This window comes from Bradyrhizobium sp. RDI18 (genome assembly GCF_043203335.1).
Classification (GTDB): Bacteria; Pseudomonadota; Alphaproteobacteria; order Rhizobiales; family Xanthobacteraceae; genus Bradyrhizobium; species Bradyrhizobium retamae.
This window is the reverse complement of the sequence record NZ_JBICRN010000008.1, coordinates 494874-521497: the sequence shown is the minus strand read 5'-3', so window position 1 is coordinate 521497 and position 26624 is coordinate 494874. Positions and strand designations below refer to the sequence as shown.

17 protein-coding genes and 8 pseudogenes are annotated in these 26624 nt (G+C 63.9%); 17 read left to right on the top strand and 8 right to left on the bottom strand.

The window, feature by feature from the left end; translation table 11 throughout:
* The first annotated feature begins 688 nt into the window (after positions 1-688).
* Positions 689-3795 (top strand): annotated as a pseudogene (locus tag ACFXS9_RS11285) (Rne/Rng family ribonuclease).
* Between the two features lie 68 nt (positions 3796-3863).
* Here the strand turns inward: ACFXS9_RS11285 and ACFXS9_RS11280 are convergent.
* Entirely contained in the window at positions 3864-4466 is a 603-nt protein-coding gene (locus ACFXS9_RS11280) for a biotin transporter BioY (protein ID WP_334369275.1), read from the bottom strand.
* A gap of 65 nt (positions 4467-4531) precedes the next feature.
* Positions 4532-5719 (bottom strand): annotated as a pseudogene (locus ACFXS9_RS11275) (pyridoxal phosphate-dependent aminotransferase).
* A gap of 228 nt (positions 5720-5947) precedes the next feature.
* On the opposite strand from ACFXS9_RS11275, the gene ACFXS9_RS11270 reads away from it, so the two are divergent.
* From ACFXS9_RS11270 to ACFXS9_RS11230, 9 genes and pseudogenes are all read left to right on the top strand, one after another.
* Entirely contained in the window at positions 5948-7348 is a 1401-nt protein-coding gene (locus ACFXS9_RS11270) for a M48 family metalloprotease (protein ID WP_392688698.1), read from the top strand.
* A 168-nt stretch (positions 7349-7516) separates the two neighbouring features.
* Positions 7517-8284, top strand: a complete 768-nt coding sequence (locus ACFXS9_RS11265; protein ID WP_392688695.1) for a DsbA family protein — start codon at positions 7517-7519, stop codon at positions 8282-8284.
* A 215-nt stretch (positions 8285-8499) separates the two neighbouring features.
* The gene (locus ACFXS9_RS11260) at positions 8500-9312 is read left to right on the top strand and encodes a DUF1236 domain-containing protein (RefSeq protein ID WP_392688693.1); all 813 of its coding nucleotides are present in this window, start codon (positions 8500-8502) and stop codon (positions 9310-9312) included.
* 388 nt (positions 9313-9700) lie between these two features.
* Positions 9701-10181, top strand: a pseudogene (gene aroQ, locus ACFXS9_RS11255) (type II 3-dehydroquinate dehydratase).
* A gap of 88 nt (positions 10182-10269) precedes the next feature.
* Positions 10270-10766, top strand: a pseudogene (accB, locus tag ACFXS9_RS11250) (acetyl-CoA carboxylase biotin carboxyl carrier protein).
* An 88-nt stretch (positions 10767-10854) separates the two neighbouring features.
* A pseudogene (gene accC / locus ACFXS9_RS11245) lies at positions 10855-12205 on the top strand (acetyl-CoA carboxylase biotin carboxylase subunit).
* 127 nt (positions 12206-12332) lie between these two features.
* Positions 12333-13865, top strand: a complete 1533-nt coding sequence (locus ACFXS9_RS11240; RefSeq protein ID WP_392688690.1) for a CHASE3 domain-containing protein — start codon at positions 12333-12335, stop codon at positions 13863-13865.
* A pseudogene (locus ACFXS9_RS11235) lies at positions 13862-14303 on the top strand (response regulator). The gene ACFXS9_RS11240 and the pseudogene ACFXS9_RS11235 overlap by 4 nt, the downstream one beginning before the upstream one ends.
* Positions 14300-15391 (top strand): sensor histidine kinase, encoded by a 1092-nt coding sequence (locus ACFXS9_RS11230; RefSeq protein WP_392688687.1) that lies wholly within the window; start codon positions 14300-14302, stop codon positions 15389-15391. The pseudogene ACFXS9_RS11235 and the gene ACFXS9_RS11230 overlap by 4 nt, the downstream one beginning before the upstream one ends.
* Before the next feature lie 179 nt (positions 15392-15570).
* Here the strand turns inward: ACFXS9_RS11230 and ACFXS9_RS11225 are convergent.
* From ACFXS9_RS11225 to ACFXS9_RS11215, 3 genes and pseudogenes are all read right to left on the bottom strand, one after another.
* Positions 15571-16725, bottom strand: a pseudogene (locus ACFXS9_RS11225) (IS4 family transposase).
* Between the two features lie 168 nt (positions 16726-16893).
* The gene (locus ACFXS9_RS11220; protein WP_392688684.1) at positions 16894-17223 is read right to left on the bottom strand and encodes an IclR family transcriptional regulator C-terminal domain-containing protein; all 330 of its coding nucleotides are present in this window, start codon (positions 17221-17223) and stop codon (positions 16894-16896) included.
* 317 nt (positions 17224-17540) lie between these two features.
* A pseudogene (locus tag ACFXS9_RS11215) lies at positions 17541-17681 on the bottom strand (IclR family transcriptional regulator); the annotation flags it as partial.
* A 171-nt stretch (positions 17682-17852) separates the two neighbouring features.
* Between ACFXS9_RS11215 and ACFXS9_RS11210 the strand changes: the two are divergent.
* From ACFXS9_RS11210 to ACFXS9_RS11185, 6 genes are all read left to right on the top strand, one after another.
* A complete protein-coding gene (locus ACFXS9_RS11210; protein ID WP_392688681.1) occupies positions 17853-18830 on the top strand; it encodes a Bug family tripartite tricarboxylate transporter substrate binding protein in 978 nt (325 codons plus the stop codon).
* Positions 18831-18833: 3 nt separating this feature from the next.
* The gene (locus ACFXS9_RS11205) at positions 18834-19451 is read left to right on the top strand and encodes a flavin reductase family protein (RefSeq protein ID WP_392688678.1); all 618 of its coding nucleotides are present in this window, start codon (positions 18834-18836) and stop codon (positions 19449-19451) included.
* 72 nt (positions 19452-19523) lie between these two features.
* The gene (locus ACFXS9_RS11200) at positions 19524-20384 is read left to right on the top strand and encodes a fumarylacetoacetate hydrolase family protein (protein WP_392688675.1); all 861 of its coding nucleotides are present in this window, start codon (positions 19524-19526) and stop codon (positions 20382-20384) included.
* A 3-nt stretch (positions 20385-20387) separates the two neighbouring features.
* Positions 20388-21191, top strand: coding sequence for a 2-oxo-hept-4-ene-1,7-dioate hydratase (hpaH, locus tag ACFXS9_RS11195; RefSeq protein WP_392688672.1), 804 nt, complete (start codon positions 20388-20390; stop codon positions 21189-21191).
* Positions 21192-21220: 29 nt separating this feature from the next.
* Positions 21221-21604: a RidA family protein gene (locus ACFXS9_RS11190; RefSeq protein ID WP_392688669.1), complete on the top strand. Its 384-nt coding sequence runs from the start codon at positions 21221-21223 to the stop codon at positions 21602-21604.
* A gap of 23 nt (positions 21605-21627) precedes the next feature.
* On the top strand, positions 21628-22503 hold the full coding sequence (locus tag ACFXS9_RS11185) for an amidohydrolase family protein (RefSeq protein ID WP_392688666.1): 876 nt from the start codon (positions 21628-21630) through the stop codon (positions 22501-22503).
* 12 nt (positions 22504-22515) lie between these two features.
* Here ACFXS9_RS11185 and ACFXS9_RS11180 read toward each other — a convergent pair whose 3' ends face one another.
* Positions 22516-23457: an AEC family transporter gene (locus ACFXS9_RS11180; protein ID WP_392688664.1), complete on the bottom strand. Its 942-nt coding sequence runs from the start codon at positions 23455-23457 to the stop codon at positions 22516-22518.
* Positions 23458-23589: 132 nt separating this feature from the next.
* Between ACFXS9_RS11180 and aat the strand changes: the two genes are divergently transcribed.
* Complete coding sequence (gene aat / locus ACFXS9_RS11175; RefSeq protein ID WP_392688661.1) at positions 23590-24264, top strand: leucyl/phenylalanyl-tRNA--protein transferase; 675 nt, start codon at positions 23590-23592, stop codon at positions 24262-24264.
* A 78-nt stretch (positions 24265-24342) separates the two neighbouring features.
* On the opposite strand, the gene ACFXS9_RS11170 is transcribed toward aat, so the two are convergent.
* Complete coding sequence (locus ACFXS9_RS11170; protein ID WP_392688658.1) at positions 24343-25377, bottom strand: aldo/keto reductase; 1035 nt, start codon at positions 25375-25377, stop codon at positions 24343-24345.
* 28 nt (positions 25378-25405) lie between these two features.
* Positions 25406-26587 carry an MFS transporter gene (locus tag ACFXS9_RS11165; protein ID WP_392688655.1) on the bottom strand — a complete coding sequence of 394 codons (1182 nt, stop codon included), beginning with the start codon at positions 26585-26587 and terminating at the stop codon, positions 25406-25408.
* Between the last annotated feature and the right edge of the window lie 37 nt (positions 26588-26624).

Genomic DNA, 26624 nt, shown 5'->3' with positions numbered 1-26624 from the left:
CATTAGAACCGCAGGGTTAATCGGGCCTTAACGTTTTATCACCGAAAAAACAGCAGGTGTTGCCGTGCAGCGACGCCCGGCGGCGGGTTCCCTTGCGCTTCCCTTGCACGGAGCCCCCGATCCACGTATGTACGAGGTGCTGACGGCTAATACTCCCGGTTGTGTCGCGTTCAGCCTCCCGGTGCAGCGCCGGAACCTCCGAAGCCCGGAGGAACCTGCGTCTTTCCCGATCCCTCCACAGCCAGCGCCGCGCGCGGCTGACACGGAGCGGCGGTTTCGAGCCCGAGCGGCGTCCGGTCCCAGGTACTTTTTCCAGGGGCGGTTTAAGACACGGCAAAACTGATTATCCGGACCATAACGGTCCGATATGCGATGGCCGGCGGGCGTTTAGGCGCCGAACCGGGCCTTCAGCGATAAATACGGCGGTATCCCTTTCCGCCAACATGTTCAGACGGGCCGACGCTTGATGCGCCAGACTGTGTTGCCGACCAAGATCCACGGAATGATCGCGCCGACGCGAGGCGGAAGCTTCGCGCGTCGAATCGCTCTGGTGGGCCCCCGTTCGGCGCGGCGCCAAGAAGTGCGTTTTGGCCTTCCCCTCACCCCGAATCAGGTGGACCGTCGCGTCACCGGGCCGCGCAGTTTGCGCGCGCCATGCACCGCGCCCGCCGCCGTCAAGAGTTCAAAAATGCCCAACAAGATGTTGATCGACGCCACCCACCCGGAAGAGACCCGGGTCGTTGTGGTTCGCGGCAACCGCGTCGAAGAGTTTGATTTCGAGACCGCCCAGCGCAAGCAGCTCCGCGGCAATATCTATCTCGCTAAGGTCACGCGCGTAGAACCGTCGCTGCAGGCGGCGTTCATCGAATATGGCGGCAACCGCCATGGCTTCCTGGCGTTCAGCGAAATCCACCCAGATTACTACCAGATCCCGGTCGCCGACCGTCAGGCGCTGATCGAGGCCGACGAGCGCGCCCATCGCGAGGCCGAGGAAGAAAGCGAGAGCCGCTCCAGCCATCGCCGCCGCTCGCGCCACCGTAATGCGCGCCGCCGCGGCCATGGCGACCGCGTCCAGAGCGACGTGGTCGAGGGTAGCAGCGAGGATCCTCGCAGGCCGCCCAGCCCTATGAGCGCCAGGAAAATTTTCAAGATCAAGATTTTCAAGAACATCTGCACGAGCCTGAGGCCGTGCAGGCCGGCGATACGCCGGCACATGACCCCGAACATCACGCCGAATCGGCTTCTCACGATCGTGATGCGCACGACCATGAGGCGCATGGTGACGAGCGGGCGCATGATGGCGACCGCCCCACACACGATCACGACGAGCCCGAACAGCCGCGCGCCGCGAGCGAAGCTCCGGTCGCGGAGACGCAATCCGATGCGCCCGCCCCTGCTTCGGTCGAAGCTGCCGAAGTGCAGGCCGAGGACGGCCATGACGACCGTCATGACGAGGAGCGCGCGCAGGAAAACGCCGCCCATGCCGACGACGTGCCGCACGTCGAGCACGTCGGTGATTATACTCCCCCTCCCGATGAACCCGCCGCTGCTCTGGAGGCCGACGACGGCCATGACGATGAGGACGATGGCGAGGACGCCGAAGAGGACGTCGTCGAATCCGTCGGTGGCGACGACGTGCTGGAGGAAGTTCCGGAGCGCCCGTTCCGGCCACGCCGCCAGTACAAGATTCAGGAAGTCATCAAGCGCCGCCAGGTGATGCTGGTTCAGGTCGTCAAGGAAGAGCGCGGCAACAAGGGCGCGGCGTTGACGACCTACCTCTCGCTGGCCGGCCGCTATGCCGTCCTGATGCCCAACACCGCCCGCGGCGGCGGCATCAGCCGCAAGATCACCTCTGCCCAGGACCGTTCGCGGCTGAAGGAAGTGGTGCAGGACCTCGACGTGCCCGAGGGCATGGGGATCATCCTGCGCACCGCCGGCGCCTCGCGGACCAAGCCCGAGATCAAGCGCGACTTCGAATATCTGATCCGGATGTGGGAGACCGTGCGCGACATGACGCTGAAGTCGCAGGCCCCTACCCTCGTCTACGAGGAAGGCTCGCTGATCAAGCGCTCCCTGCGCGACCTCTACAACAAGGAAATCGACGAGATCCAGGTCGCCGGCGAGTCCGGATACCAGGAAGCGCGAGACTTCATGAAGATGCTGATGCCCTCGAACGTGCGGGCGGTGAAGCAGTATCGCGATGGCCAGCCGCTGTTCTCACGGATGGGTGTCGAGAGCCAGTTGGACGCGATGTTCTCGCCGACCGTGCAGCTACGGTCCGGCGGCTACATCGTCATCAACCAGACCGAGGCGCTGGTTTCGATCGACGTCAACTCCGGCCGCTCGACCCGCGAACATCACATCGAGGACACCGCGCTCAAGACCAATCTCGAGGCGGCCGAGGAAGTAGCGCGGCAGTTGCGTCTGCGCGACCTCGCCGGCCTGATCGTCATCGACTTCATCGACATGGACGAGAAGCGCAATAACCGCGCGGTCGAGCGCAAGCTCTCCGACTGCCTGCGGCAGGATCGCGCGCGCATCCAGGTCGGACGCATCTCGCATTTCGGTCTTCTGGAAATGTCGCGCCAGCGCATCCGTGCCAGCGTGCTGGAAAGCTCGACCGAGCCCTGCCCGCAATGCGGCGGCAGCGGTCATGTGCGCTCGGTTTCCTCGGTCGCACTGCAATTGCTGCGCGGCATCGAGGAAATCCTGATGAAGGGCGCCACCCACAATCTGGTGGTGCGCACCCGCACCGACGTGGCACTCTATGTGCTCAACCACAAGCGCGGCCACCTGCGCGATCTCGAAAACGCCTTCAAGGTCACGCTCGCCGTCGTCGCCGACGCCACCGTGAGCGGCCAGCAATCATACGTCATAGACCGCGGCGAGCAGGTCCACACGCTGGAAGCCGCCAAGGCGTTGCTGGCAGCGCAGGCTGCCGCCTTCCCGCCGCAGGTCGAGGAAGTCTATGACGACGACGAGGCGTTCGACATCGAGACCGAGTCCGAGATCGAAACCGAGGAGACCGAGGGGCTGACCGACGATGGCGCCGAGGCAGCGGTTGCCGAAGGCGAAGGAGACGGTCACCGCCGCAAGCGGCGCCGGCGCCGGCGCGGCCGTGGCGAGCCGCGTGAAGGTGGCGCCCCGCGCGAGGACGGTGACGCGATGCGCGTCGCAAGCGAGGCCATCGAAGGCGCGATCGCCGAGGACGGCGAAGCCGACGAGGACGAAGGCGACGAACAGGCCGGCACGGTCCGTGGCGATCAACTTGCCAGTGGCGAGCGGCGCCCGCGCCGCCGCGGCCGTCGCGGCGGACGCCGCCGGCGCGGTACCGGACTGGAAGATGGTCTTGCCGGGTCGATCGCAGACGAACTCGGGCCGCCCCCAGCTCCGGAGGCGACCAGTGCGGTTGCCGATTTCGAGGGCGCCTCGTCCGAGCCCGCGCCATCACTGGTGCAGGCCGACGCCCAGCCCGAACCGGTCTCGCCGCCGGCGGAGATGCAGCCTGCGGCCGATGCCCAGCCGGAGCCGGTTGCGAGTGCGCCGGCGCCAACCGCTGAGGAAACCAGGCAAGAGGCCGAGCGCGCCGCGGCGCGGCGGCGCTCGACCGTGCGCGAGAAAGTCAGCTTCTTGACCAGCGCTCCGACTGAGCCGGCGCCCGCCGTCAGCCAGAACGCGCCGGAGCCGGTCGCGCACCCCGCGCCCGCTCCAGCCGAACCTGCGCCCTCCTCATCAGGCGAAGCTGCGCCACGCAAGGCAGGCTGGTGGTCACGGCGCTTCGGCAGCGGCGAGTAAAGAATCGAACCTAAAAGAAAAACCGCCCGGCGAAAACCGGGCGGTTTTTTATTGTCTGACGCAATGGCTTAACCGCGCGGATCAAAAATCCGCCGGATCGCCGGCACGAGAGCAGCGCCGAGCGCGTTCTTGATCAGCGATGCCGCGATGAATGGCACAATGCCGACCAGCCACGCCTTTTCGACGCCGAGCTTCATGCCGAACGCAAGCCAACCAAATCCGGCGGCAAGAATGAGAACGTGCCCGAACGCCATCGCCACGAATAACCGGAGCACCGATCGGTCCCAGCCGCGCTCGCTCAACCATCCCGTCACGAAGGCCGCCGCTACGAAGCCGACGAGATATCCGGCCGTCGGACCGACGAACGGCGCGAGACCGCCCACCGGGCCTGCGAATACCGGAAATCCGATCGCCCCCTCTGCCAGATAGGCCACGAGTGTAGCGCTGCCGAGCCGCCAGCCATAGGCTGCACCGATCACCAGGACGACAAGCGTCTGCAGCGTCATCGGCACGTAGGGCAACGGCAGATTGACCTTCGCCGACAAGGTCAGCAGCGCCGTTCCCAGCGCGACCAGGATCACGCTGCGCAACAGGCCCGACGATCCATCGGCACGATGCGGCCACAGCAGCGCGGCGAGCGGGAAATGCGATGGCGCGACGGTTTCAGTCATGGTTCTGGACACGGATAGCTCCCGGTTGGTTATAGGTGCGGATGAGGTGTGTGACGGGCCGGATGTTATCGCAGCCAACGCGCGATGCGCGTCACCGCTTCGCGCATCTCGTCGGCCGAGCGCGCATAGGAGAAGCGAATGAAGCTGCGGCCGTGGATCGGATCGAAATCGACGCCTGGCGTCGCTGCCACGTGCGCCTTCTCCAGCATGCGGCCGGCAAACTCAAAACTGTCGGACGTGAAATCCGAAACATCGGCGTAGAGATAGAACGCGCCATCGGCCGGCAGGAACTGGTGAGACCGGCCTTCGGCAATCCCTCGATCAGGATGCGACGGTTCTCCTGATAGCCGCGCTTGATCGCCTCCATCTCTTCGCGGCCTTCGAATGCCGCCTCGGCCGCGATCTGCGACAGCGTCGGCACCGAGATCGACAGGTTCTGCTGCAACCGCTCGATCGGGCGCACCAGGGCCTCCGGCACCACCATCCAGCCGACCCGCCAGCCGGTCATGCAGAAATATTTCGAGAACGAATTGATCACGAGCGCATGCGGCGAAAGCTCCGCCGCCGTCACCGCCGGAAACGCATAGTCGAGCCCGTGATAGATCTCGTCGGAAATGAAGCGGATGCCCGCACCTTCTGCCGCGTTGATCAGGCCGGTGAGCGCTTCGCGCGACATCATCGTTCCCGTCGGATTGGCGGGGCTGCCGACCAGCACGCCCTTCAGCGGCGCCTTGCGGTGCGCCGCCAGCAACGCCTCTCCCGTCAGCGCATGGCGCGTCGCGCTCGAGGTCTCGATCAGCACCGGCTCGCAACCGAGCGCGGTCAGAATATGCCGGTAGGGTGGATAACCCGGCACCGTGACCGCCACGCGATCCCCCGGTTCGAACATCGACAGGAACGCCAGAATGAATCCACCGGACGAGCCGGTCGTGATCACGATGTGGTCGGTATCGACCGCGCAGCCGTAAATGTCGCGATAATGCCTGGCAATCCGCGCACGCAGCGTGGGCATGCCGAGTGCGGAGGTGTAGTCGATCCGCGCCTCACCGAGCGCTGCGTGCGCGGCCGCGATGGCGGTTCTGGGCGCGGGCGCCGCCGGTTGTCCCACTTCCATGTGAATGACATGGCCGCCGGCCGCCTCGATGCGGGCCGCGGCCGCCATCACGTCCATCACCATGAAGGGCGGAACGTCGCTCCGCGCCGAGGGGGGTCAGCAGCGCTGTCGCGCGGTCTCTAAGTGTCGATTCCAGCATCGATCTCTGCTATTGCACTGGCGCCGTTCCGAATTCGGGTTCCCGAGCCGGTAAGCGCCCCAGACTGGCCGTATTCGGTGGCTTGTTATAGCGTTTTCAAGCGAAGTGATACCGGCTCGGTGAAGAAACGCGTTGAAACAACAAACTGGGACCCGTTTCTGATCTAATCGGAAACCGAACCGGCGTCCGGGCAAATCCGGATGCACCGCCAATCGCCAAAGACTGTTCATGCTGCTCCGCATCGCCCCACGCAAGAAATCACTGAAGTTGACCACGTTGACGACTGCAGTCGCCCTTGCCGTCGCGCCGATGGCTGCGCTGGCGCAGAACAGGGGCCCACCGGTGCTCCGCGATACCGAGACGGAACAATTGCTGCGCGAATATACGCGGCCGATCCTGCGCGCCGCCGGTCTGGAAAAACAGAATATCCAGATGGTGATCATCAACCAAGGCGTCTTCAACGCCTTCGTTGCGGACGGCCGACGCATCTTCGTGAACTACGGCGCGATCATGCAGTCGGAGACACCGAATCAGATCATCGGCGTGATGGCGCACGAAACCGGCCATCTTGCCGGCGGCCATCTCTCCAAGATGCGCGAGGAAATGGCGCGGGCCCAGACGCAGATGATCATCGCCATGCTGCTTGGTGCCGGCGCGATGGTCGCGGGCGCGCAAGGCGGCAGCAACAGCGGGTTGGCCAACGCCGGCGCGGCGATGTTTTCCGCGCCGGGAGAAATGATCCGCCGCAACCTGCTCTCCTATGTACGTCAGCAAGAGGAGAACGCCGACAAGGCCGGCGTCAAGTTTCTGACCGCTACAGGCCAGTCCGCCAGGGGCATGCACGAGACCTTCAAGCGCTTCACCGACGAGAGTCTGTTCGCCGCTCGTGGTACGGACCCATACGTTCAGTCGCATCCGATGCCGTCTCAGCGCGTCGCCGCGCTGGAAGAACTGGCACGGTCGAGTCCTTATTGGGATAAAAAGGACGACCCTGCCCTGCAGCTACGCCACGACATGGTGCGCGCCAAGATCTCGGCCTTCATGGAGCGGCAGGATACCGTGTACCGGCGCTATCCATTGTCCAACAACAGCCTGCCTGCGCGCTACGCCCATGCGATCGCGACTTATCGGCACGGCGACCTGCGCAGCGCGCTCGCGCAGATCGACGCCCTGATTCAGCAGCAGCCCAACAATCCCTATTTCCACGAGGTGCGCGGCCAGGCACTGCTGGAGGGCGGCAAGCCGCAGGAGGCGATCGCGCCGCTTCGCAAGGCCGTAGCGCTCTCCAACCACGCGCCGCTCATCGAGATGATGCTTGGGCAGGCCCTCGTGGCAACCGGCAACAACGCCCACACCGACGAGGCGATTGCCATCCTGCGCGCGGCGGTAGCGCGCGAGAGCGAGGCGCCGATCGGCTATATGCAGCTTGCGATCGCCTATGGCCGAAAAGGAGATTACGCGCAGGCCGATCTGGCGTCGGCCCAGGCCGCCTACCTGCGCGGCGACAGCAAGACGGCGCGCGATCTCGCCTCACGGGCAAAGACACGCTTCGCGGTCGGAACGCCAGGATGGGTCAAGGCTGACGACATCGTGAACACCAAGCCGCTGCTCGGCCAGAAGGGCAACTAGAATTAAGCCGCATTCGGCTATAATCGGACTTGGTCACCAAAGACTTGATCATCAAGGACTTGGTATCAAGGACTTCGCTATCAAGGATTTGGCCAACCCGATCCAAGATATTCTCGGAGCCGGCCTTCAGCAGAATTGCCCGGGAACTCGCCGCATAAGGATTTACCGATGCCCTCGTTCCGTCTTCTCATCCCCGCACTGTTCGCTTTGGCGCTCTGCGGCGCACCGCTGTCCGCCTCCGCGCAGAGTTTTACCGACACCCAGCGCGGCGACATTGAGGCCATCGTACGCAATTACCTGATCGCGCATCCCGAGGTGCTCGAAGAGGCGATGACCGAACTCAGCAAGCGTCAGGCCGCAGCCGAAACCGCCAAGCACGAAGCCGGCGTCGCCAAGAATGCGGACGCGATCTTCAACTCGCCGCGCAACGTTACGGTCGGCAACAAGGACGGCGACGTCACCTTCGTCGAGTTCTTCGATTACAATTGCGGCTATTGCAAGCGCGCGATGCTGGACATGATGGAGCTGATGAAGAGTGACCCGAAGCTCAAGGTCGTGCTCAAGGAATTTCCGGTGCTGAGCGCGGGCTCGGTCGAAGCCGCTCAGGTCGGCGTCGCCGTGCGCATGCAGGATCCGACTGGCAAGAAATATCTCGACTTCCATCAGAAGCTGCTCACCGGCCGCGGCGCCGCCGACAAGGCACGCGCGATGGCCGTTGCCAAGGAAGTCGGCCTCGACATGGCGAAGCTGGAGAAGGATCTGAACAGCGCGGAGGTGCGCAGCACGCTCGAGGAAAACTTCAAGCTCGCCGAGGCCATGGGCATGAACGGCACGCCGAGCTACGTGATCGGCAAGCAGGTCGTGATCGGCGCGGTCGGCGTCGAGGCCTTACGCGAAAAGATCAGCAACGCCCGCTGCGGCAAGGCGACCTGCTGAGGCGACGCTCCCTTCGCACATGACGCTCCCCTTCGCGCATGAAGTGAAAGGCCGGCTCGACAGCCGGCCTTTTCGTTTTCGTTGCAGCACTCTGTGGCGCAGCGGTTCATCCCGCGTTCACAAAACAATGGCGGCGGAACCGCCAACTATCAGGAACATCAGGCATTTCCTTTCGTTGTCGGCGCGGGCAATGCAGAAACGTGAGGAGACATTCGATGAGTAATCGCTTTCTGATGACGGTCGCTGCGGCGGCCCTGATCGCCGGAACCGGCTTTGCGAATGCGCAAGGCACCGGCATGGGACGCGGTGACGCAGGGTCGGCCGGTTCTGCGGCGCAGCAGGGCGCGCCTTCCGAGCGGGGCGGTGCTTCTTCTGAGCGCGGCGGTGGCGGCACTATGCAGCAGCGCGAACCCGGCGGCACGACCGGCATGAAGGGCGCAGAGTCCGAACAGAAGTCGATGGGCGGCGAAAAGGCCCAGCGCAGCGAAGACCGCAAGGGCAGCAAGGACATGAAGGCCGAGGGCAAAGAGGACCGCGGCACCATGAAGGGCGACAAGGGCCAGACGACCGGCCAAGGCACCGGCCCAGACAAGATGCAGCGTGAGCAGGGCACGACCCAGCGTGACCGTGACCAGAAGAGTACGACCCAGGGCCGTGACCAAATGCAGCGTGACCAGAAGGTCCAGGGCCAGCAGGACCGCGACCGCACGCAGACCCAGACGCAGGGCGGAGCCGCGGACCAAACGACCACGACAGGTCAGGCCGGCGCGGGCGCCAAGCTCTCGACCGAGCAGCGCACCCAGATCACCACCGCGATCAAGGAGACACGCGTTCAGCCGGTGACGAACGTGAACTTCTCGATTTCGGTCGGCACGCGCATACCACGCGACGTGACCTTCCACACGCTGCCGGAGCGCGTGGTGACGATCTATCCGGAATGGCGCAGGTATAAGTACATCCTCGTCAGGGAGCAGATCGTGATCGTCGATCCGAACACCTACGAGATCGTGGCGGTCCTGGACGCCTGACGGCGGCCTTTCGCAAGCATCAGGGCGGGCAGCAATGCCCGCCCTTTTCGCTGATCAAGGGCATGACCAAGCTGCAGCAGTTTGAAGCAATAGCCACAACTTGATTGACTAGTCATGGCGCCGCTCCACCATGAGCAGCATCGTTTCCATCGCTTTCGGCCCCGAGCAACGCCTTGGGGATGAATGACGGCTGGAGAATCGGCGCGCGGACGGCCGGGCAATCGATTCGCGTCCATTGGTTAATGAATAAATTCAGCAGGTTATATCCGCCTTTTTTATGAACAGGGTAAGGCCCTTGAAAGGCTCAAGAGCGGCCTAAAGGCTTCCCCTTGGCCGCGTTGTTACCTATAACCCCGCGACCCGCCCGCCCCTTTTTGCTGGAATCCGGATGGCCCAAGGAAGCGCCCAAGCCTCTGCCGCGACGATTTATGTGCTCAACGGCCCGAACCTCAACATGTTGGGGACGCGCGAGCCCGAAACCTACGGCCATGCGACGCTCGCCGACGTCGAAAAAACTTTGCGTCGAAACGGCAGCACAGTTCGGCCTGAAGGCCGATTGCCGCCAGTCCAACCGCGAGGGCGAGTTGATCGACTTCATCCATGAGGCGCATGCGAAGAAGGCGGCCGGCATCATCATCAACGCCGGCGGTTATTCGCACACCTCGATCGCGTTGCACGACGCGCTGGTCGCGGTCAAAATCCCGACGGTGGAAGTGCACATCAGCAACATCCACGCCCGCGAGAGCTTCCGTCACCACTCCTTCACGGCGATGGCCGCCTTTGCATCGCTCTGTGGCTTCGGCGTCGACGGCTACCGGCTCGCAATATCAGGCCTGGCCGCCAAACTCGGCGCCAGGGCCAAAGACTGACTTCAAAAAAATTGACCTCAAAAATCTGACGTCGAACGACACCTGACGCTTAAGCCGTCACCCACATCGAGAATTCCGGATCAAGAGCATGGCCCGCCAGCCCGACAACAAATCAGCGGACAAATCAGCCGCAAATCTAAAGAGCGACGACAGCGCGCTCATCCGCGAACTCGCGCTGTTGCTGGACGAGACCAGCCTGACCGAGATCGAGATCGAGCGCGCCGGGCTGCGCGTGCGTGTCGCGCGCAACATCAGCGTGTCGGCGGCGATGCCGGCGAGCTTCCAACCGGCGCCGGCTGCGGCGGCAGCCATCGCTGCGGGGAACGCGGCGGTTGCCGACCTCGCCAAGCATCCGGGCGTGGTCCCCTCGCCGATGGTCGGCACCGCCTATTGGGCGCCTGAGCCCGGCGCCAAGCCGTTCATCGAGGTCGGCACCAAGGTTTCGGCCGGCCAGATCTCCTGATCATCGAAGCGATGAAGACGATGAACCAGATCCCGTCGCCGCGCGCCGGCACGGTGACGCAAATTCTCGTCGAGGACGGCCAGCCGGTCGAATTCGGCGAGCCATTGGTCATTATTGAGTAGATGGCGAATGGCGAGTGGCGAATAGCGAATGGTTTTGAGCGCTGACCATTTGCCATTCGCCACTCCGCTGCTCGCCCGCGGGAGCCGCATGTTCGACAAGATCCTCATAGCCAATCGCGGCGAGATTGCCCTGCGCGTGCTGCGCGCGTGCAAGGAGCTCGGCATCTCCACCGTTGCGGTGCACTCCACGGCCGATGCCGATGCCATGCATGTGCGGCTCGCCGACGAGAGCGTCTGCATCGGGCCGCCGCCTTCCAAGGACTCCTATCTCAACGTCCCGGCGCTGCTCGCGGCCTGCGAGATAACGGGCGCGGATGCCGTACATCCCGGCTACGGCTTTCTTCCGAGAACGCCCGCTTCGCCGAAATCCTCGCCGAGCACAATCTGCATTTCATCGGCCCGAAGGCCGAACACATCCGCCTGATGGGCGACAAGATCGAGGCCAAGAAGACCGCCAAGCGGCTCGGCATTCCGGTGGTGCCGGGCTCCGACGGCGCGGTCTCGTCGGACGACGATGCGCTGGCGATCGGCAAGGCGATCGGCTTTCCGGTGCTGGTGAAAGCTGCCGCCGGTGGCGGCGGACGCGGCATGAAGGTAGCGCGTACCGCCGACGACCTGATGCTGGCGCTGTCCACCGCCTCCAACGAGGCGAAATCCGCATTCGGCGACGCCTCGGTCTATCTCGAAAAATATCTGCAGAAGCCACGCCACATCGAGATCCAAATTCTCGGTGACGGCCGCGGCGGTGCGATCCATCTCGGCGAGCGCGATTGCTCGCTGCAGCGCCGTCACCAGAAGGTCTGGGAAGAAGGCCCCTCGCCGGTTCTCGCCGCCGCCGCCCGCGCCAAGATCGGGGAGACCTGCGCCAAGGCGATGCGGACATGAAATATCTCGGCGTCGGCACCATCGAATTTCTCTATGAGGATGGCGAGTTCTATTTCATCGAGATGAACACCCGCATCCAGGTCGAGCATCCGGTCACCGAGAGCATCACCGACATCGACCTCGTGCTGGAGCAAATCCGTATCGCCGCCGGCGGCGACCTGCCCGCGAAGCAGGAAGAGATCGCTATCATCGGGCATGCCATCGAATGCCGCGTCAATGCGGAAAACCCGCAGACCTTCCGCCCGTCGCCTGGCAAGATCACGCAATTCCATCCGCCCGGCGGGCTCGGCGTGCGGATCGATTCCGCGGTCTATCAGGGCTACGTCATTCCACCTTATTATGACTCGCTCGTCGGCAAGCTGATCGTGCACGGCAAGACTCGCGCCGAATGCCTGATGCGGCTGCGCCGGGCACTCGACGAGATGGTGGTTGACGGCATCGAAACCACGCTTCCGCTGTTCCGGGCACTGGTCCGGGAGGCCGATATCATCAACGGCGACTACCACATTCACTGGCTCGAGCAGTACCTCGCCGGCCAACCCGCGGACGGCTAGACCTCTGGGCGCGAAAATCGCCTGAAATTTTCGACGGTCGATGGAACCGAAGGGTTCCATCGCGCGTTGGGATGTACAGGGGGTTGCGAGGGGCGCGTATTCCGCTTGTCCATGACGCGAGATCACCGTGATCGCTGATGTCCAGCGCAAGCGCGCCATGGGCCACATCCTGCTGCTTGCGGCGGGGCTACTGGTGTTGACCGCCATCAGCGCGGGTTCGGTCCATCTGGTGAACAAGGCGCGCGAGGACGCGCGCGCGGTGCAGCGCACCGTCGAGGTCGAGAACCAGATATCCCTCGTCCAACTGCAATTGCGGCGTGCCGAAAGCGCACAGCGCGGCTACCTCGCAACATTGCGCCCCGACTTTCGGACCGACTTCGAGCAAGCCATGACCGAACTGGCGCCGGCGCTGACGCGGTTGGGCCGGCTTGTCGGTGACAATCCGGTTCAACGCGGGCTCATGAACGAGATGATGCCGCTCTACGACCAGCGCGTCGAGGAATTCCGTACGACGATGGAGTTGGCCCGGTCCCAGCGCCTGAACGATGCCTCCAAGATCGTGCGCGAGGGAATCGGGCGGGACACGATGAAACACATCGACGATCTCGCCGTGCGGATGCGAACCGAGGAGGACCGTCTGTTTGTCGAGCGGACGACCAACGCCGATCGCAGCCAGACCCTGGCGGCCTCGATCACCGGCATCGGCTCGGGTTTCGTGGTCGTATTGGCCGGCATCGCGATCTTCCTGGTCCGCAGTTCATCGCGCGCACGCGACCAGGCCGACGCCAGGCTGCGCGACAGCCACCTCAATCTCGAAGCCACCATCGACGAGCGCACGGCCGATCTGCGTGAAGCCAACGACGAGATCCAGCGCTTCGCCTACATCGTCAGCCATGATCTGCGCTCGCCGCTGGTGAACATCATGGGCTTCACGAGCGAGCTGGAGGAATTGCGCGGCGATATCTTCAAACGGATCGCAGCGCTTTCCCGCGTGCAATCCGAAGCGACGCCCGCCCCGGAAAATGCCACCGATACCGCCGAGCCCGTACTCGAAGGTCCCGACCAGAAGCTCTCGGAGGATTTCTCCGAGGCGCTCAGCTTCATCAAATCGTCGATCGGCAAGATGGATCGGCTGATATCGGCGATCCTCAATCTCACCCGCGAGGGGCGGCGCGAGTTCGAGCCGGTCTGGATCGATACCAAAGAGCTGATCGAAGGAATTGTGGCGACCGTGGCGCACCAGGCCGCCGAGGCCCAGGCCGAGATCCGGATCGACGCATTGCCGAATATCGTCAGCGATCGCCTTGCGCTGGAGCAGATATTCTCCAATCTGATCGATAATGCGCTCAAATATCTCAGGACCGGCGTGCCCGGCGAAATCACGGTTCGCGGTCGCACCAAGCTCGGCTTTGCGGTTTTCGAGATATCAGACAATGGCCGCGGCATCGATCCCAAGGACCATCAGCGCATTTTCGATTTGTTCCGCCGCGCGGGAACCCAGGACAAGCCGGGACAAGGCATCGGGCTTGCTCATGTCCGCGCATTGGTGCGCCGCTTGGGAGGAACCATGTCGGTCGCATCGGAACTTCACCAAGGCAGCACGTTTACGATAACGCTGCCCATTAATTGGCCAGCCGGTAACCGGAAGATACGGACATGAGTAATCCAGTCACCATCATCATGATCGAGGACGACGAGGGCCATGCTCGCCTGATCGAACGGAACATACGCCGATCCGGCGTAAACAATGAGATAATACCGTTCACCAGCGGTACAGAAGCGCTGAACTACCTCTTCGGCAACGACGGGACGGGCCTCGACCACAAGGGCGGCGCGCTCCTGATCCTGCTCGATCTCAACTTGCCCGATACGTCCGGTATCGACATTCTGAAGCGGGTGAAGGAAAACCAGTATCTCAAGACCACGCCGGTCGTGGTACTGACCACGACCGACGACTCCTACGAGATCAAGCGCTGCTACGAACTCGGTTGCAACGTCTACATCACCAAGCCCGTGAACTACGAAAAGCTTCGCCAACGCCATTCGCCAACTCGGTCTGTTCTTCTCCGTCATTCAGGTCCCTCCGGCCGCCATATGAAACCCGCGACGCCGACGCTGCTCTATATCGACGACGACGCCGGCCTCGCCCGGCTGGTCGATCGCGGCCTGACGCGGGCAGGCTTCAACGTCGTGCACGCGGCGGGCGGCGAAGAAGGCCTGGCGCGGCTCGCGCAAGGCGGTATCGACGTGGTTGCGCTCGACCAGTACATGCCGGGTCTCGACGGCCTCGAAACGCTCGAACGCATCATGGCGATACCGGACGCCCCGCCGGTGGTGTTCGTCACGGCCGCGCAGGATTCGGCGATCGCTGTCACGGCGCTGAAGGCCGGCGCCGCCGACTATCTCGTCAAGGACACGCGGGGCGATTTCATTCCGCTGCTTCAGGTCGCGATCTCCGGCGCGCTCAGGCAGGCCGAGCTTCAACGGGCCCGCGACGAGGCCGAAGCCGAGGTTCACGCCTCGCGCGACCGCTATGCGGCGCTCGCCGCCGAACGTGAAGTGCTGCTGCGCGAAGTCAACCACCGCGTCGGCAACTCCCTGCAGATCATCGCCTCGCTGCTGCACTTGCAGGCCAATTCGGCGACCCAGGACGACGTCAAGGCGGCACTGACCAATGCGATGGGCCGCGTCGCGGCGGTCGCCCAGGTCCACCGCCGTCTCTACACCTCGCACGATCTCAAGAGCGTGCTCTTGAACCAGTATCTCGAAGCCCTGCTGGAAGATCTCCGCCGGTCGGCCGAGGGCAACAGGATGTCGCGGCTGACGCTCAAGGCCGAACCGATCGAGATCGATCCGGACCGCGCGGTGGCGATCGGCATCATCGTCAACGAACTGGTGATGAACGCCGTCAAATACGCCTATCCCGACGGCGCCGGTCCCATTCACGTCGAGCTCAAGCCCGAGGGCGAAGACCTCGTGGTCTCGATCGCGGACGATGGCGTCGGCCTCAACGCCAAGTCGGACCCGCGCTCCACCGGCATGGGACAACGCATCGTGAGCGCAATGGCCGCCAAACTGGATGCCAGTGCCGAGCGCGATCCCAACCATCACGGCACCAGGATCGTGCTGCGCTTCCGCCGCGTCCCGGAGGCGGCACCGAAGTCGACCAACGCCGCGGCGAGTTAGGCTAGAGTATGATGATTTTTCGTTAGATTGATTTGGCCGCAGACGCGCTTCAACCTCTCCCGCTTGCGGGAGGTCGGCGCGAAGCGCCGGGTGGGGGCTCTCTCCACTCGGGCAGTATCGCCCGCGGAGACACCCCCACCCCAGCCCTCCCCGCAAGCGCAGGGCTGTCCGGGGGAAAATCAGCCATAGCAGAACTCCATCTGGTCTGGGGATGGTGATTTGCGACGGCTGGGATTGATGGGCGGGGGCTTGTCGATGGTGGCGATGGATCGACGGCTGAACAGGAACTGGCTGACGAGTTCAGCCAGCCTGAGCGGGAGCATGGCGATGGAATTGGCACGCGCGGCGATGCGCAGCAGCAGGTAAGCAATCATCGCCGCGAGGACCTGCAGGCGGACCGCATTGTCGCTGGTGCCGAGGAATTTGCGGATGTCGAGGTGCTGCTTGATCCATCGGAACAGCAGTTCGATTTGCCAGCGGCTCTTATAGAGGGCTGCGATCTCGACGGCGGTCCAGATCGTTGGTCAGAAGCGTGATCACGCCGCCGGTCTCGCGCCTGACCTTGATCCGCCGCAGTGGGATGGGCAGTCTGGAGTCGCCCTTGCTGGTGAGCTTCACCTCGTCATCGGCGATGATCTTGAAGCCATCGCCGTTGCGCTTGCGAATGGTTCGCTCCTTGGTCTTGCGAAGACGCATGGTCGTCTTCGGCCGAGTAACGAAGAAAGCCTTGCTATCATTGATCTTCTGCCACCAGTCGAAGCGGCAATATCCCTTGTCGAACACGTAGGTTGTGCCAGCCTGGATCGGAACCTGGCGACCGACCTCGATGTCATTGACGTTCGCAGCCGTCACCTCGACGCAGCTCGGGACATCGGCGAGGTGATCGTAGACGACGTGCAGCTTCATCCCGCGAATTCGGCCGTTCCACCTCGCCCAATTGCAAACCTTGCCCAGCGGGACCGGACTGGCGTCGATCAGGCGAACCATCGCCATCCCTTCGCGCCGGATCTGCCGGCCTGCCATCGCCGACAAGGTCGCAAAGGTTTGAGCAAAAATGCCGACCGGACGGCGGGCATTGGCGTCCGACAGCGTCGAGCGGGACAGCTTGCCGGTCCCCAGATGGTAGTGGTGCTGAGGATTGGCGTTGAAGCCTGTCACCACCCCGCGCAGACTGTCGCTGCCGCTCAGTTGCGCGTAGATCAGCGCGACCAGATGATCCCAGCTCTTGAACGACTTGTCGTAGGCGTCCCCATCAAACGATCCACAGTCGTTTGAAACTGCCGCCGATTGATCGGTTCAAGCAGCCTTCCAAAAATGCTATCGCGAAATCGCATGCTCGGCCTTCTGTGTCTCGACAACCAGAAAAGACCGATTTGCCTCGGTCTCGCCGAGCATGCACCGCGACATAGTGAATCATTTCCCGGACAGCCCTGCCCGCAAGCGGGAGAGGGAGCGCACCGTCTTCGTGTTCGCAAGCAAAACCTAACTTCATCATGCTTTAGCTAGTCCCTCGCCGTCGCCGCTTCGATCGCGCGCGCAGCCGAGACAAGAACGTCCGCCACCTCGATCGCGCGGCGTGGGCCCAATCTGTTGCGCATGGCGGAGAGCGTAATCGCGGCGGCGGGCTGGCCGTCAGGAGTCCGGATCCAGGCCGAAAGCGACTTCGTTCCCTGCACCAGGCCGACATCACGCAGATTGTAGCCTCGGCGCCGCGCGAGTTGGATCTGTCCGAGCACGGTGGCCGTATCGGTCCGGTAAGCGCCAAACCGCGTTTCGTTGGCGAGCACGATCTTGCGCGCCTCGGCCGACGGCATGGCGGCCAGGATCGCCACGCCAGCGCTGCTGACGCCCAGGGACGCCGGACACCGACCTCGATCGACAACACCTGGATCGGATAGCTACCGATCCGGCGCGCCACGCACAGCGTATCGAGGCCTGTGCGCACCGTGAGAAACAAGGTATCGCCGAGTTGCGCCGACGCTGCCGCCAGATGCGGCTCGGCAGCAACCATCAGGGGCGAACGCGATGGACGCGCCAGCGCCAGTTCGGGCACCTGGCGGCCAACGACATAATTTCCCGTCCGCTCGCTGCGTTCGACAATCCCCTCCTCGATCAGCACATGCACGATGCGATGTACCGTCGGGCGAGCGAGCGAGGTCGCCTGCACGACTTCAGCCAGCGGTACGCCTCGTTCCCCACCAACCGCGAGCGTCCGCAGCACCGCCAACGCGCGGCGGATCGCCTGCCCACCCTGCCGCGGCCCTCGTGCCTTTAACCGACCATTCGTCATACGCGCTGTCCGCTGTCCACAATGTGGACAAAAACACCACAATTTGGTCGACAGCGGAAGGGCTGCGCGCAAGATCGCTGGCGCGGAACAATACATGCGCATGCCGCTCGGGACGGGGCTCGCGCAAAACAAGAATGTAGCGGCAGATGTGCCGCTTTTCGGGAGAATGCGATGAAATTTTTCGCGATCGCAGGCGTCGCTCTGTCGACACTATTCACGGCAGCGTTGAACACACCGGCTGACGCCCAGCAATGGCCGGCGCGTCAGGTTAAGCTGATCGTCCCTTACCCCGCAGGCGGCAATGTCGATAGCGCTGCGCGCGTCATCGCCGACAGGCTGCAGGCGAAGCTGGGCCAGCCGTTCATCGTGGAAAACAAGGCTGGCGCCGGCGGACTGATCGCCGGCGAGGCGTTCGCGAAAATGCCGCCCGACGGCTATGCCTTGTTCGTCGGCGCCAATGGTCCCGTGCTGTTCGCACCCGAGATCGCCAAGCGCGAGGCCTACAACTGGAAGCGAGACTTCGTTCCCATTACTTCGATCACGATGACGCCGCTGGTGCTCGAAGTGCATCCGTCGGTGCAGGCCAAGGACCTGAAGGAATTCATCGAGCTCGCGCGCCGCGATCCGGGCAAGCTGACGATGGCCTCGCCCGGCCAGGGCACCACCAACCATCTGCTCAGCGAGCTCATGCAGTCGACGTTGGGCCTGCAATGGTTGACGGTGCACTACCGCGGCAACGCACCCGCTCTCAACGACCTGATCGGCGGACAGGTGCAGTTTGCCCTGGACCAGATCTCGGTCGGGTTGCCTTCGATCAAGAGCGGCATGCTGCGCGCGCTCGCCGTCACCGGCAGCCGCCGCGCCTCCTGGCTGCCGGATGTCCCGACTTTCACCGAACTCGGCCACAAGGAATTTGACGGCCAGACCTTTACCGGCCTGTTCGCGCCCGCACGCACGCCGCCCGAAATCGTTACCAAGCTCCACGATACCCTCGCGGAGATCCTGAAAGATCCCGCCGTCGTCGAGAAGTTCAACGCGCTCGGCGCCGAGGCCGTGTCGATGACGCCGGCAGAGTTCACGAGCTACCTCGAACGCGAGGACGCCAAGTGGATTCCCGTTGTCCGCAAGGCGAACATCAAGGCTGACTGATCCATGCAGATCGATCCCGGCGATCTCGGCGCGGAGCGGATTTACCGGCTGATGACCGGCATCGTGGTGCCGCGTCCGATCGCCTGGGTGACGAGCCTGTCGCGCAAGGGCGTGCTCAACCTCGCCCCGTTCAGCGCCTTCACCTTCGTCTCGCAGAAGCCACCGATGCTGGCCATCAGCGTCGGCCGCAAGGGCCCCGACTATAAGGATACGGCGCACAACATCCTCGACACCGAGGAGTACGTCATCCACATCGCCGACACGCCGCTGATGGGTGCGGTGCATGACAGCTCGGTCGAGCATCCGCCCGAAGTCAGCGAGGTCGGAGAGCTCAACCTGGAAACGAGTCCCAGCGAGCGCATCAAGGTGCCCCGGCTTGCCGCCGCGCCGGTCGCGATGGAATGCGTGTTTCGGCAATGTCTCGAATTCGGCGAGGCGCGCAGCCGGCTCATCATCGGCGAGGTCGTGATGTTCCACATTCGCGACGGTCTCGTGAACAACGGCAAGGTCGAGACCGAAGCGCTCGACCCGATCGCCCGCATCGGTGGGCCCCGCTACGCCCGCCTCGGCGAGATCGTGACGCTGCGCGGCGTCTTCCAAACCCCGAAATCGACCGATTAGCGGCGGCAGCAATCTGTAGCGAGCTTGCTGACGCGGACGCAGATCGAAGCAGAATTCTCGAGGAGGACGACAATGCGACTGGTGAGCTATCTGGTGGAAGGAGAGCCGCGCTACGGCGCGGCAGTCGACGGCGGCGTGGTCGACCTCACCCAACGGCTCGGACCGAAATGTCCTGACCTTCGGACCCTGATCGCCAAGGACGGTCTGGACGTTGCGCGCCAAATGGTCACCGGCCTCAAGCCGGACCATGCGCTCGATGACCTCGTGCTGCTGCCGCCCATTCCGGCTCCGGAAAAGCTCTGGTGCATCGGCGTCAACTACAGGGATCGCAACGCCGAGTACAAGGACAACTCGGACCTGCCGAAATATCCGAGCCTGTTCGTCCGCAATCCCTCCTCCGTCGTCGGCTCCGGCCAGCCGATCGAGAAGCCTGATGTCTCCGAACAGCTCGACTATGAAGGCGAGCTGGTAATCGTCATCGGCAAGGAAGGCCGGCACATTCCCCGCGAGCGCGCGTGGGAGCACATCTTCGGCATGACGCTGTGCAACGAGGGCAGCGTTCGCGACTGGCTGCACCACGGCAAGTTCAACGTCACCCAGGGCAAGAACTTTGACCGCTCGGGCAGCATCGGGCCGTGGATCGTCACGTCAGACGAATGCGATCCGCGTGGCCCGCATGACATCATCACCCGTGTCAACGGCGAGGTGCGCCAGAGCGACTCCACCGAGCGGCTGATGTTCCCGTTCGATTACCTGATCGCCTACCTCTCCACCTTTGCCACCTTAAGGCCCGGCGACGTGATCGCAACCGGTACCCCGACCGGGGCCGGCGCCCGATTCACGCCGCCGCGCTGGCTCAAGGTCGGCGACGTCGTCGAGATAGAGTCCGGAAAGATCGGCATCCTTCGCAACACCGTGGCGGCGGAGCAATAGAAGATGCTCGATCAACAAACTATCGAGCGGCTGGCGCAGCGCCTCGATGACGCCGAACGCAGCAAGTCGCTGATCCCGGCGTTCACGCGCGAATATCCTGATCTGACGATCGAGGACGCCTACGCCATTCAGCGCGCCTGGACCAGGTTGCAGCTCTCCCGCGGCCGCATTGTCAGGGGCCACAAGATCGGCCTGACATCGAAGGCGATGCAGAACGCCGTCGGCATTTCCGAGCCGGATTACGGCGTGCTGTTTGCGGACATGTTCTACCCCGATGCGTCGCCGATCCCGTTCGACCGTTTCCGTGCTCCCCGCATCGAGGTCGAGCTAGCCTTCGTGCTGAAGACGCCGCTGAAGGGCCCGGATTGCACGCTGTTCGACGTGCTCAACGCCACCGATTACGTCACGCCGGCGCTCGAAATCCTGGAAACCCGGATGCATCGCGTCGATCCCGAGACGAAGGCGCCGCGCAAGGTGATGGATACGATCTCCGACAATGCCGCGAACGCCGCACTGGTCGTCGGCGGCCGGCCCATTCGCTCGCTCGACGCCGACCTGCGCTGGATCGGCGCGCTGTTGTTTCGCAACGGCCAGATCGAGGAGACCGGCATCGCCGCCGGCGTGCTCAACCACCCTGCCAACGGCGTGGCCTGGCTTGCAGATCGGCTAGCCGCCCAAGGCGAGTATCTCGAGGCCGGTGAAGTGGTGCTGGCGGGATCGTTTACGCGCCCGGTCGAGATCACCAGGGGCGACACGTTTCATGCCGATTACGGCCGGTTCGGATCGGTGTCCTGCCAGTTCGTCTGAACGAGAAGCATCCCGGAGGGAGAGCAGCCATGACAAGGCGCAAGAGCATTCACATCGGCGAATTCAAGCACGCCAATCCCATTCCGAACGCCTGCCGTATCGGCAATCTCCTGATGTCCGGCGTCATCCTCGGCCGTGACCCCGCGACCGGCGCAATGCCCGAACGCATCGAGGACCAGTGCGCCAACATGTTCGCGCATATGAAGGCCACCGTGGAAGCCGGCGGCGGCACGACCGATGACATCATCAAGATGACGGTATGGCTGCAGGATCGAAAGCAGCGCGCGCCGGTCAATACCGAATGGCTGAAGATGTTTCCCGACGAGCATTCCCGCCCTGCCCGCCATGCGCTGCAGATGGACATGGAGAATGGCGCGCTCGTGCAATGCGATTTCACCGCCGTGATCGGCTGACCGCGATCAGACAGGAACCCGAGATGCCGACCTATCTTCCGTTCGATCCGAACCCGCGCCGCCCCTCGAAACTGCCGCCGCCGAAGAGCGTCGACAGCCAGTTTCACGTGTTGGGGCCGCTGGAAAAATATCCGGTGCGGCCGGGTGCCGCCTACCAGATGCCGACTGCGACCTGGGAGGCTGCGCTTCGCGTCCACAAGGCGCTCGGCATCGAGCGCGGCATCATCGTGCAGACCACGACCTATGGCGCCGATCATTCAGTGGTGCTCGATGGCCTCGCCGCGATGGGACCGAACTATCGCGGCTGTGCCAACGCGCTGGTGTTTGCCGAAGCCGATGACGCCTATCTCGCCAAGCTGCACGATGCCGGTGTCCGCGGCGCCCGTTTCAGCTTCCGGCAGGAACTCGGCGCCGTGCTCTCGGACAAGGATTTTGCGCGCGCCATCGCGAAGATTCGCGAACTCGGCTGGTATGCAAAGATCCAGCCGGAGAAGGACGGCATCGTCTCCAGCGTCGCGAAGTACGAAAATCTCGACGTCCCCGTGTTGATCGATCACATGGCGCGCCCTGACCCAACGCGTGGCAAGGATGACCCGAACTTGCAGAAGATGCTGGAGCTTCTGTCCAAGGGCAATTTCTGGGTGATGCTGTCGCTCGGCGAAAAGACCTCTAAGAAGGGCCCGCCGTGGGACGACGTCATCCCGATCGCGCGCGCCTATATCGACGCGGTGCCGGACCGTTGCGTCTGGGCCAGCGACTGGCCGCACCCGGTTTCGGTGGTGCAGCCGCCCAACGATGCCGACCTGCTCGAACTTCTCTACCGCTATGTGGCCGATGAAGCGGAGCTGAAGGGGATCCTGGTCACTAACCCGGCCAAACTATTCGGCTACGGGGATTAGGCCGCATAGCGCCTAGCGCAGGGCGGACGTCACGAATAACACGACAACGGGCAACGTTACCGCCGCCAACGTCGTGCCGAGCGCGACGGCGCCCGAGACGGCTTCGGTGAGCCGTCCGTACTGAGCCGAGAAGATATAGGCATTGGCGCCGGTCGGCATCGCGGCGAAAAGAACGACCACGGCCGCGGAAATCGGCGGTAACGCCAGAACGTGGAACGCGAGGACCGCCGCAGCGGCCGGCATCGCCAAAAGCTTGAGCGCGCACATCACCGCCATAGCGAGCGCCTGGCCCTTGATCCTGAAACCAAAGAGATTGATGCCGAGCGCGATCAGGGCCGTGGGCGAGCCCGCCTGCGCCAGCAGTTCCAGAGTCTTGTCCGCGACAGGGTTCAGCCCCAATCCGGTGAGGCGCCAGAGAAAGCCGAAGCCGAGCGCGAGCATGATCGGATTGCGCGCGATTTCGCGCACGGCCCGCAGCACCAGCAGCGGCGCCGTCTCGGACGATTTTCGTTCCGCCCAGGCCATCTGCAGCGTGCCGCAGAGCCAGAGCAGCGGCGTGTTGACCGACAGGATCAAGGCCATCGAGCCGGCGGCCTGACTTCCCAGCGCCGACAACGTCAGGGGAATGCCGAGCATCACGATATTGCCGTAGATCGAGCCGATCGCGAGCACCACGCCATCCGCCCGGGATTGCCTAAGAAGAGATGACGCCAGCAGCGCGGCGATCCACGTGACCGCCGTTGCCCCATAATAGGCGCCCCACACCGAGAAGGCGCTCACGGCGGGAAATTCCGCGACAACCACGATCCGGAACAGCAGTGCCGGAATGGCGATGCTGAAGGCGAACTCGGCAATGCCCTTATGCGCCATCGGGGAGATGAAACGCAGCGCGACTGCCGCATAACCCGCCGCAATCAAGGCGAACACCGGAACGACGATCAATACTGCGCTCATGCCGCACTCATCTTGGAAATTCGGCCGGGCGAATACCCCGTCGTCATCCGCTTCGTATGGATGCGGCTATACTGCGCACCAATTTGTCATGGAACGTAGCATACGCCCCATGCGTCCTGCTATCATCGGCACATGACCTCGCGCGAGTCTGCTGCTTCCGAAATCACGCCCGAAGTGCTGCTGCGGGCCTATGCCTGCGGCATCTTCCCGATGGCCGAGAGTGCCGGCGATCCGACGCTGTTCTGGGTCGAGCCGGAAATGCGCGGCGTCATTCCGCTCGACGGCTTCCGCATCGCCTCGCGGCTTGCCCGCACCGTGCGTTCGGACACTTTCCGCGTGACCGTCGATACCGCCTTCAAGGCGGTCATCGCGGGCTGCGCGGCGCCGCAGCCGGGCCGCGACGACACCTGGATCAACAAGCGCATCCGCGATCTCTATCTCGGGCTCCACGAGCTCGGCCACTGCCACAGCGTCGAGGTCTGGCATGACGGCGACCTCGCTGGCGGCCTCTACGGTGTCAGCCTGGGGCGGGCCTTCTTCGGCGAGAGCATGTTTCACCGCGCCCGCGACGCTTCCAAGGTGGCGCTGGTGCATCTGGTGGCGCGGATGATCGCAGGCGGGTTCGAGCTGCTCGACACGCAATATGTCACCGAACATCTGCGCAGCTTCGGCGCGATCGAAATTCCAAGGCGCCGCTATCGCGCCTTGCTCGACAAGGCGATTGCCGGAGAGCCAGCGGATTTTACGCGTTTGCCGCCCAGCATCAGCGGTGCCGATGCACTCGCGATCATTGCCAAACGCAATTGATTTGGTCCAAACCTTGTGCGCGCGGCGCCGGGCAATCGAGAGCGACTGGGCTCGTCGTGTCGCCCGCTTCCAATTGGCTCAAACCGGCGGCGGGTTCAATCGCGCAAAGCCTTCCTGGACACGATAAGGATAATAGGGATAGCACGGCATCACCGCGCTCGCTTTGTCCAGGAGCGCGACCTGCTCGGCGGTCAGCGACCAGCCGACGGCGCCGAGATTGTCGCGCAGTTGCGCTTCGTCGCGCGCGCCGATGATCACGGACGACACGCTTGGGCGGGTGAGCAGCCATGCGATCGCGACCTGCGGCACAGTGCGACCGGTCTCGGTCGCGACGGCATCGAGGACATCGACGACGCGATAGAGCCGCTCCTCGTCGACTGGTGGACCGAACTGCGCTGTCTCGCGCAGGCGGCTACCAGCCGGCAGCGGCTGGCCGCGTCGTATCCTGCCGGTGAGACGCCCCCAACCCAGCGGGCTCCAGACCAGCGCGCCGACGCCCTGATCGAGGCCGAGCGGCATGAGCTCCCACTCATAGTCGCGGCCGACAAGCGAATAATAGACTTGGTGCGCCACATGGCGCGTCCAGCCGTGACGCGCGGCAATGGCGAGCGACTTCATCAACTGCCAGCCCGAGAAGTTGGAGGCGCCGACGTAGCGCAACTTGCCGCCACGAACGAGCCCATCAAGCGTCGACAGCACTTCCTCGATTGGCGTGAAGGCATCGAAGGCGTGGAGCTGCAGCAAGTCAATGTAGTCGGTCCCGAGCCGCCGCAACGCAGCGTCCACCGCCGACACGAGGCGATGTCGCGATGAGCCGGCGTCGAATGGACCGTCACCCGTCGGCAAGCTCGTCTTGGTAGAGACCAGCACTCTGTCGCGGCGGCCTTTGATCGCGGCGCCCAGAATCGTTTCCGACGCGCCGTTCGAATAGACATCGGCGGTGTCGAACAGATTGACGCCGGCCTCGAGGCAGATGTCGATTAGCCGCCTCGCCTCCTCGGCACCACTCCGGCCCCAGGCCGAAAATAGCGGCCCCTGTCCGCCGAACGTGCCAGTACCGAAACTGATAACGGGGACCTTCAGGCCCGAGGCGCCGAGGTTGCGATATTCCATCATTGTTCTCCCTTTTGATCCCTTGCTTTCATTCCGCCGGGCACGCCGCAGCGGAAGGTACCGGACGGTCCAGATGCATGCTCCATAGCGCCAGCAGGAGTCCTGCCGCGGTGATCGCCGCCGCGACGAGCGGAAGCGCGGCAAGGCCCCAGCCGTGATCGATCGTAAGCCCGCCGGCCCAGGCGCCGAGCGCATTGCCAAGATTGAAGGCCGCGATGTTGAGGCTGGATGCGAGCGTGCGCCCCTCCGCGCCGGCTGCTTCGAGCACGCGAAGCTGCAGCGGCGCCACGGTGGCGAAGGCGGCGGCGCCGAGCAGGAAGATAAACGCCACCGCGAGGCCTTTGATCGACAGCACCGCCGCAAGCGCGACGAGCACGAGCGCAAGCGCCGCAAGCGTGCCGATCAGGGCGCGTCCGAGACCGCGGTCCGCGAGCCGCCCACCCGCAAGATTGCCGATCGACAGGCCGACGCCGAACACGAGAAGAATCGGCGAGACCGCCGCTTCAGAGAAGCCGGTCAGTCGCGTCAGGATCGGCTGGACATAGGTAAAGACCACAAACAGGCCGGCAAAGCCGAACACGGTCATGGCGAGGCCGAGCAGGACTTGCGGACGGCCGACCAGCGCCAGTTCCTCGCGCAGCGAAAGAGCTTTCTCATTGCCGCCTACATGATTGGGAACGAGAACGACAAGCACCGCGAAGGCGACCACACCGATCGCGGTCACCGCCCAGAACGCGGCACGCCATCCCAGCATCAGGCCGAACCACGCGCCGAAGGGAACGCCGAGCAGAGTAGCCACCGTCAGCCCAATGAACATGGTGGCAATCGCCGAAGCGCGCTTGTCCTCGGCGACGAGGCTCGTAGCCACCACCGAACCGACGCCAAAAAATGTGCCATGGGCGAGAGAGGTGAGGATCCGCGCCGCCATCAACAGCCCGTAGTCCGGCGCCAGCGCGCAGGCGGCGTTGCCGAGGGTAAAGATCGCCATCAGAGAAAGCAGCACCGCCTTGCGCGGCATCCGCCGCGTCGCCAGCGTCAGGGTCGGCGCACCCACGAACACGCCGAGCGCATAACCGGAAATCAGGAGACCTGCCGCGGAGACCGAGACCTGCATGTCGGCGGCGACCTGCAGCAAGAGACCCATGATGATGAATTCAGTGGTGCCGATGCCAAAGGCACCGGCGGTCAGCGCAAGGACGGCGGCAGGCATGCGTTGCTCCGGATCAGGACAGGGTTGCTGCAACGCA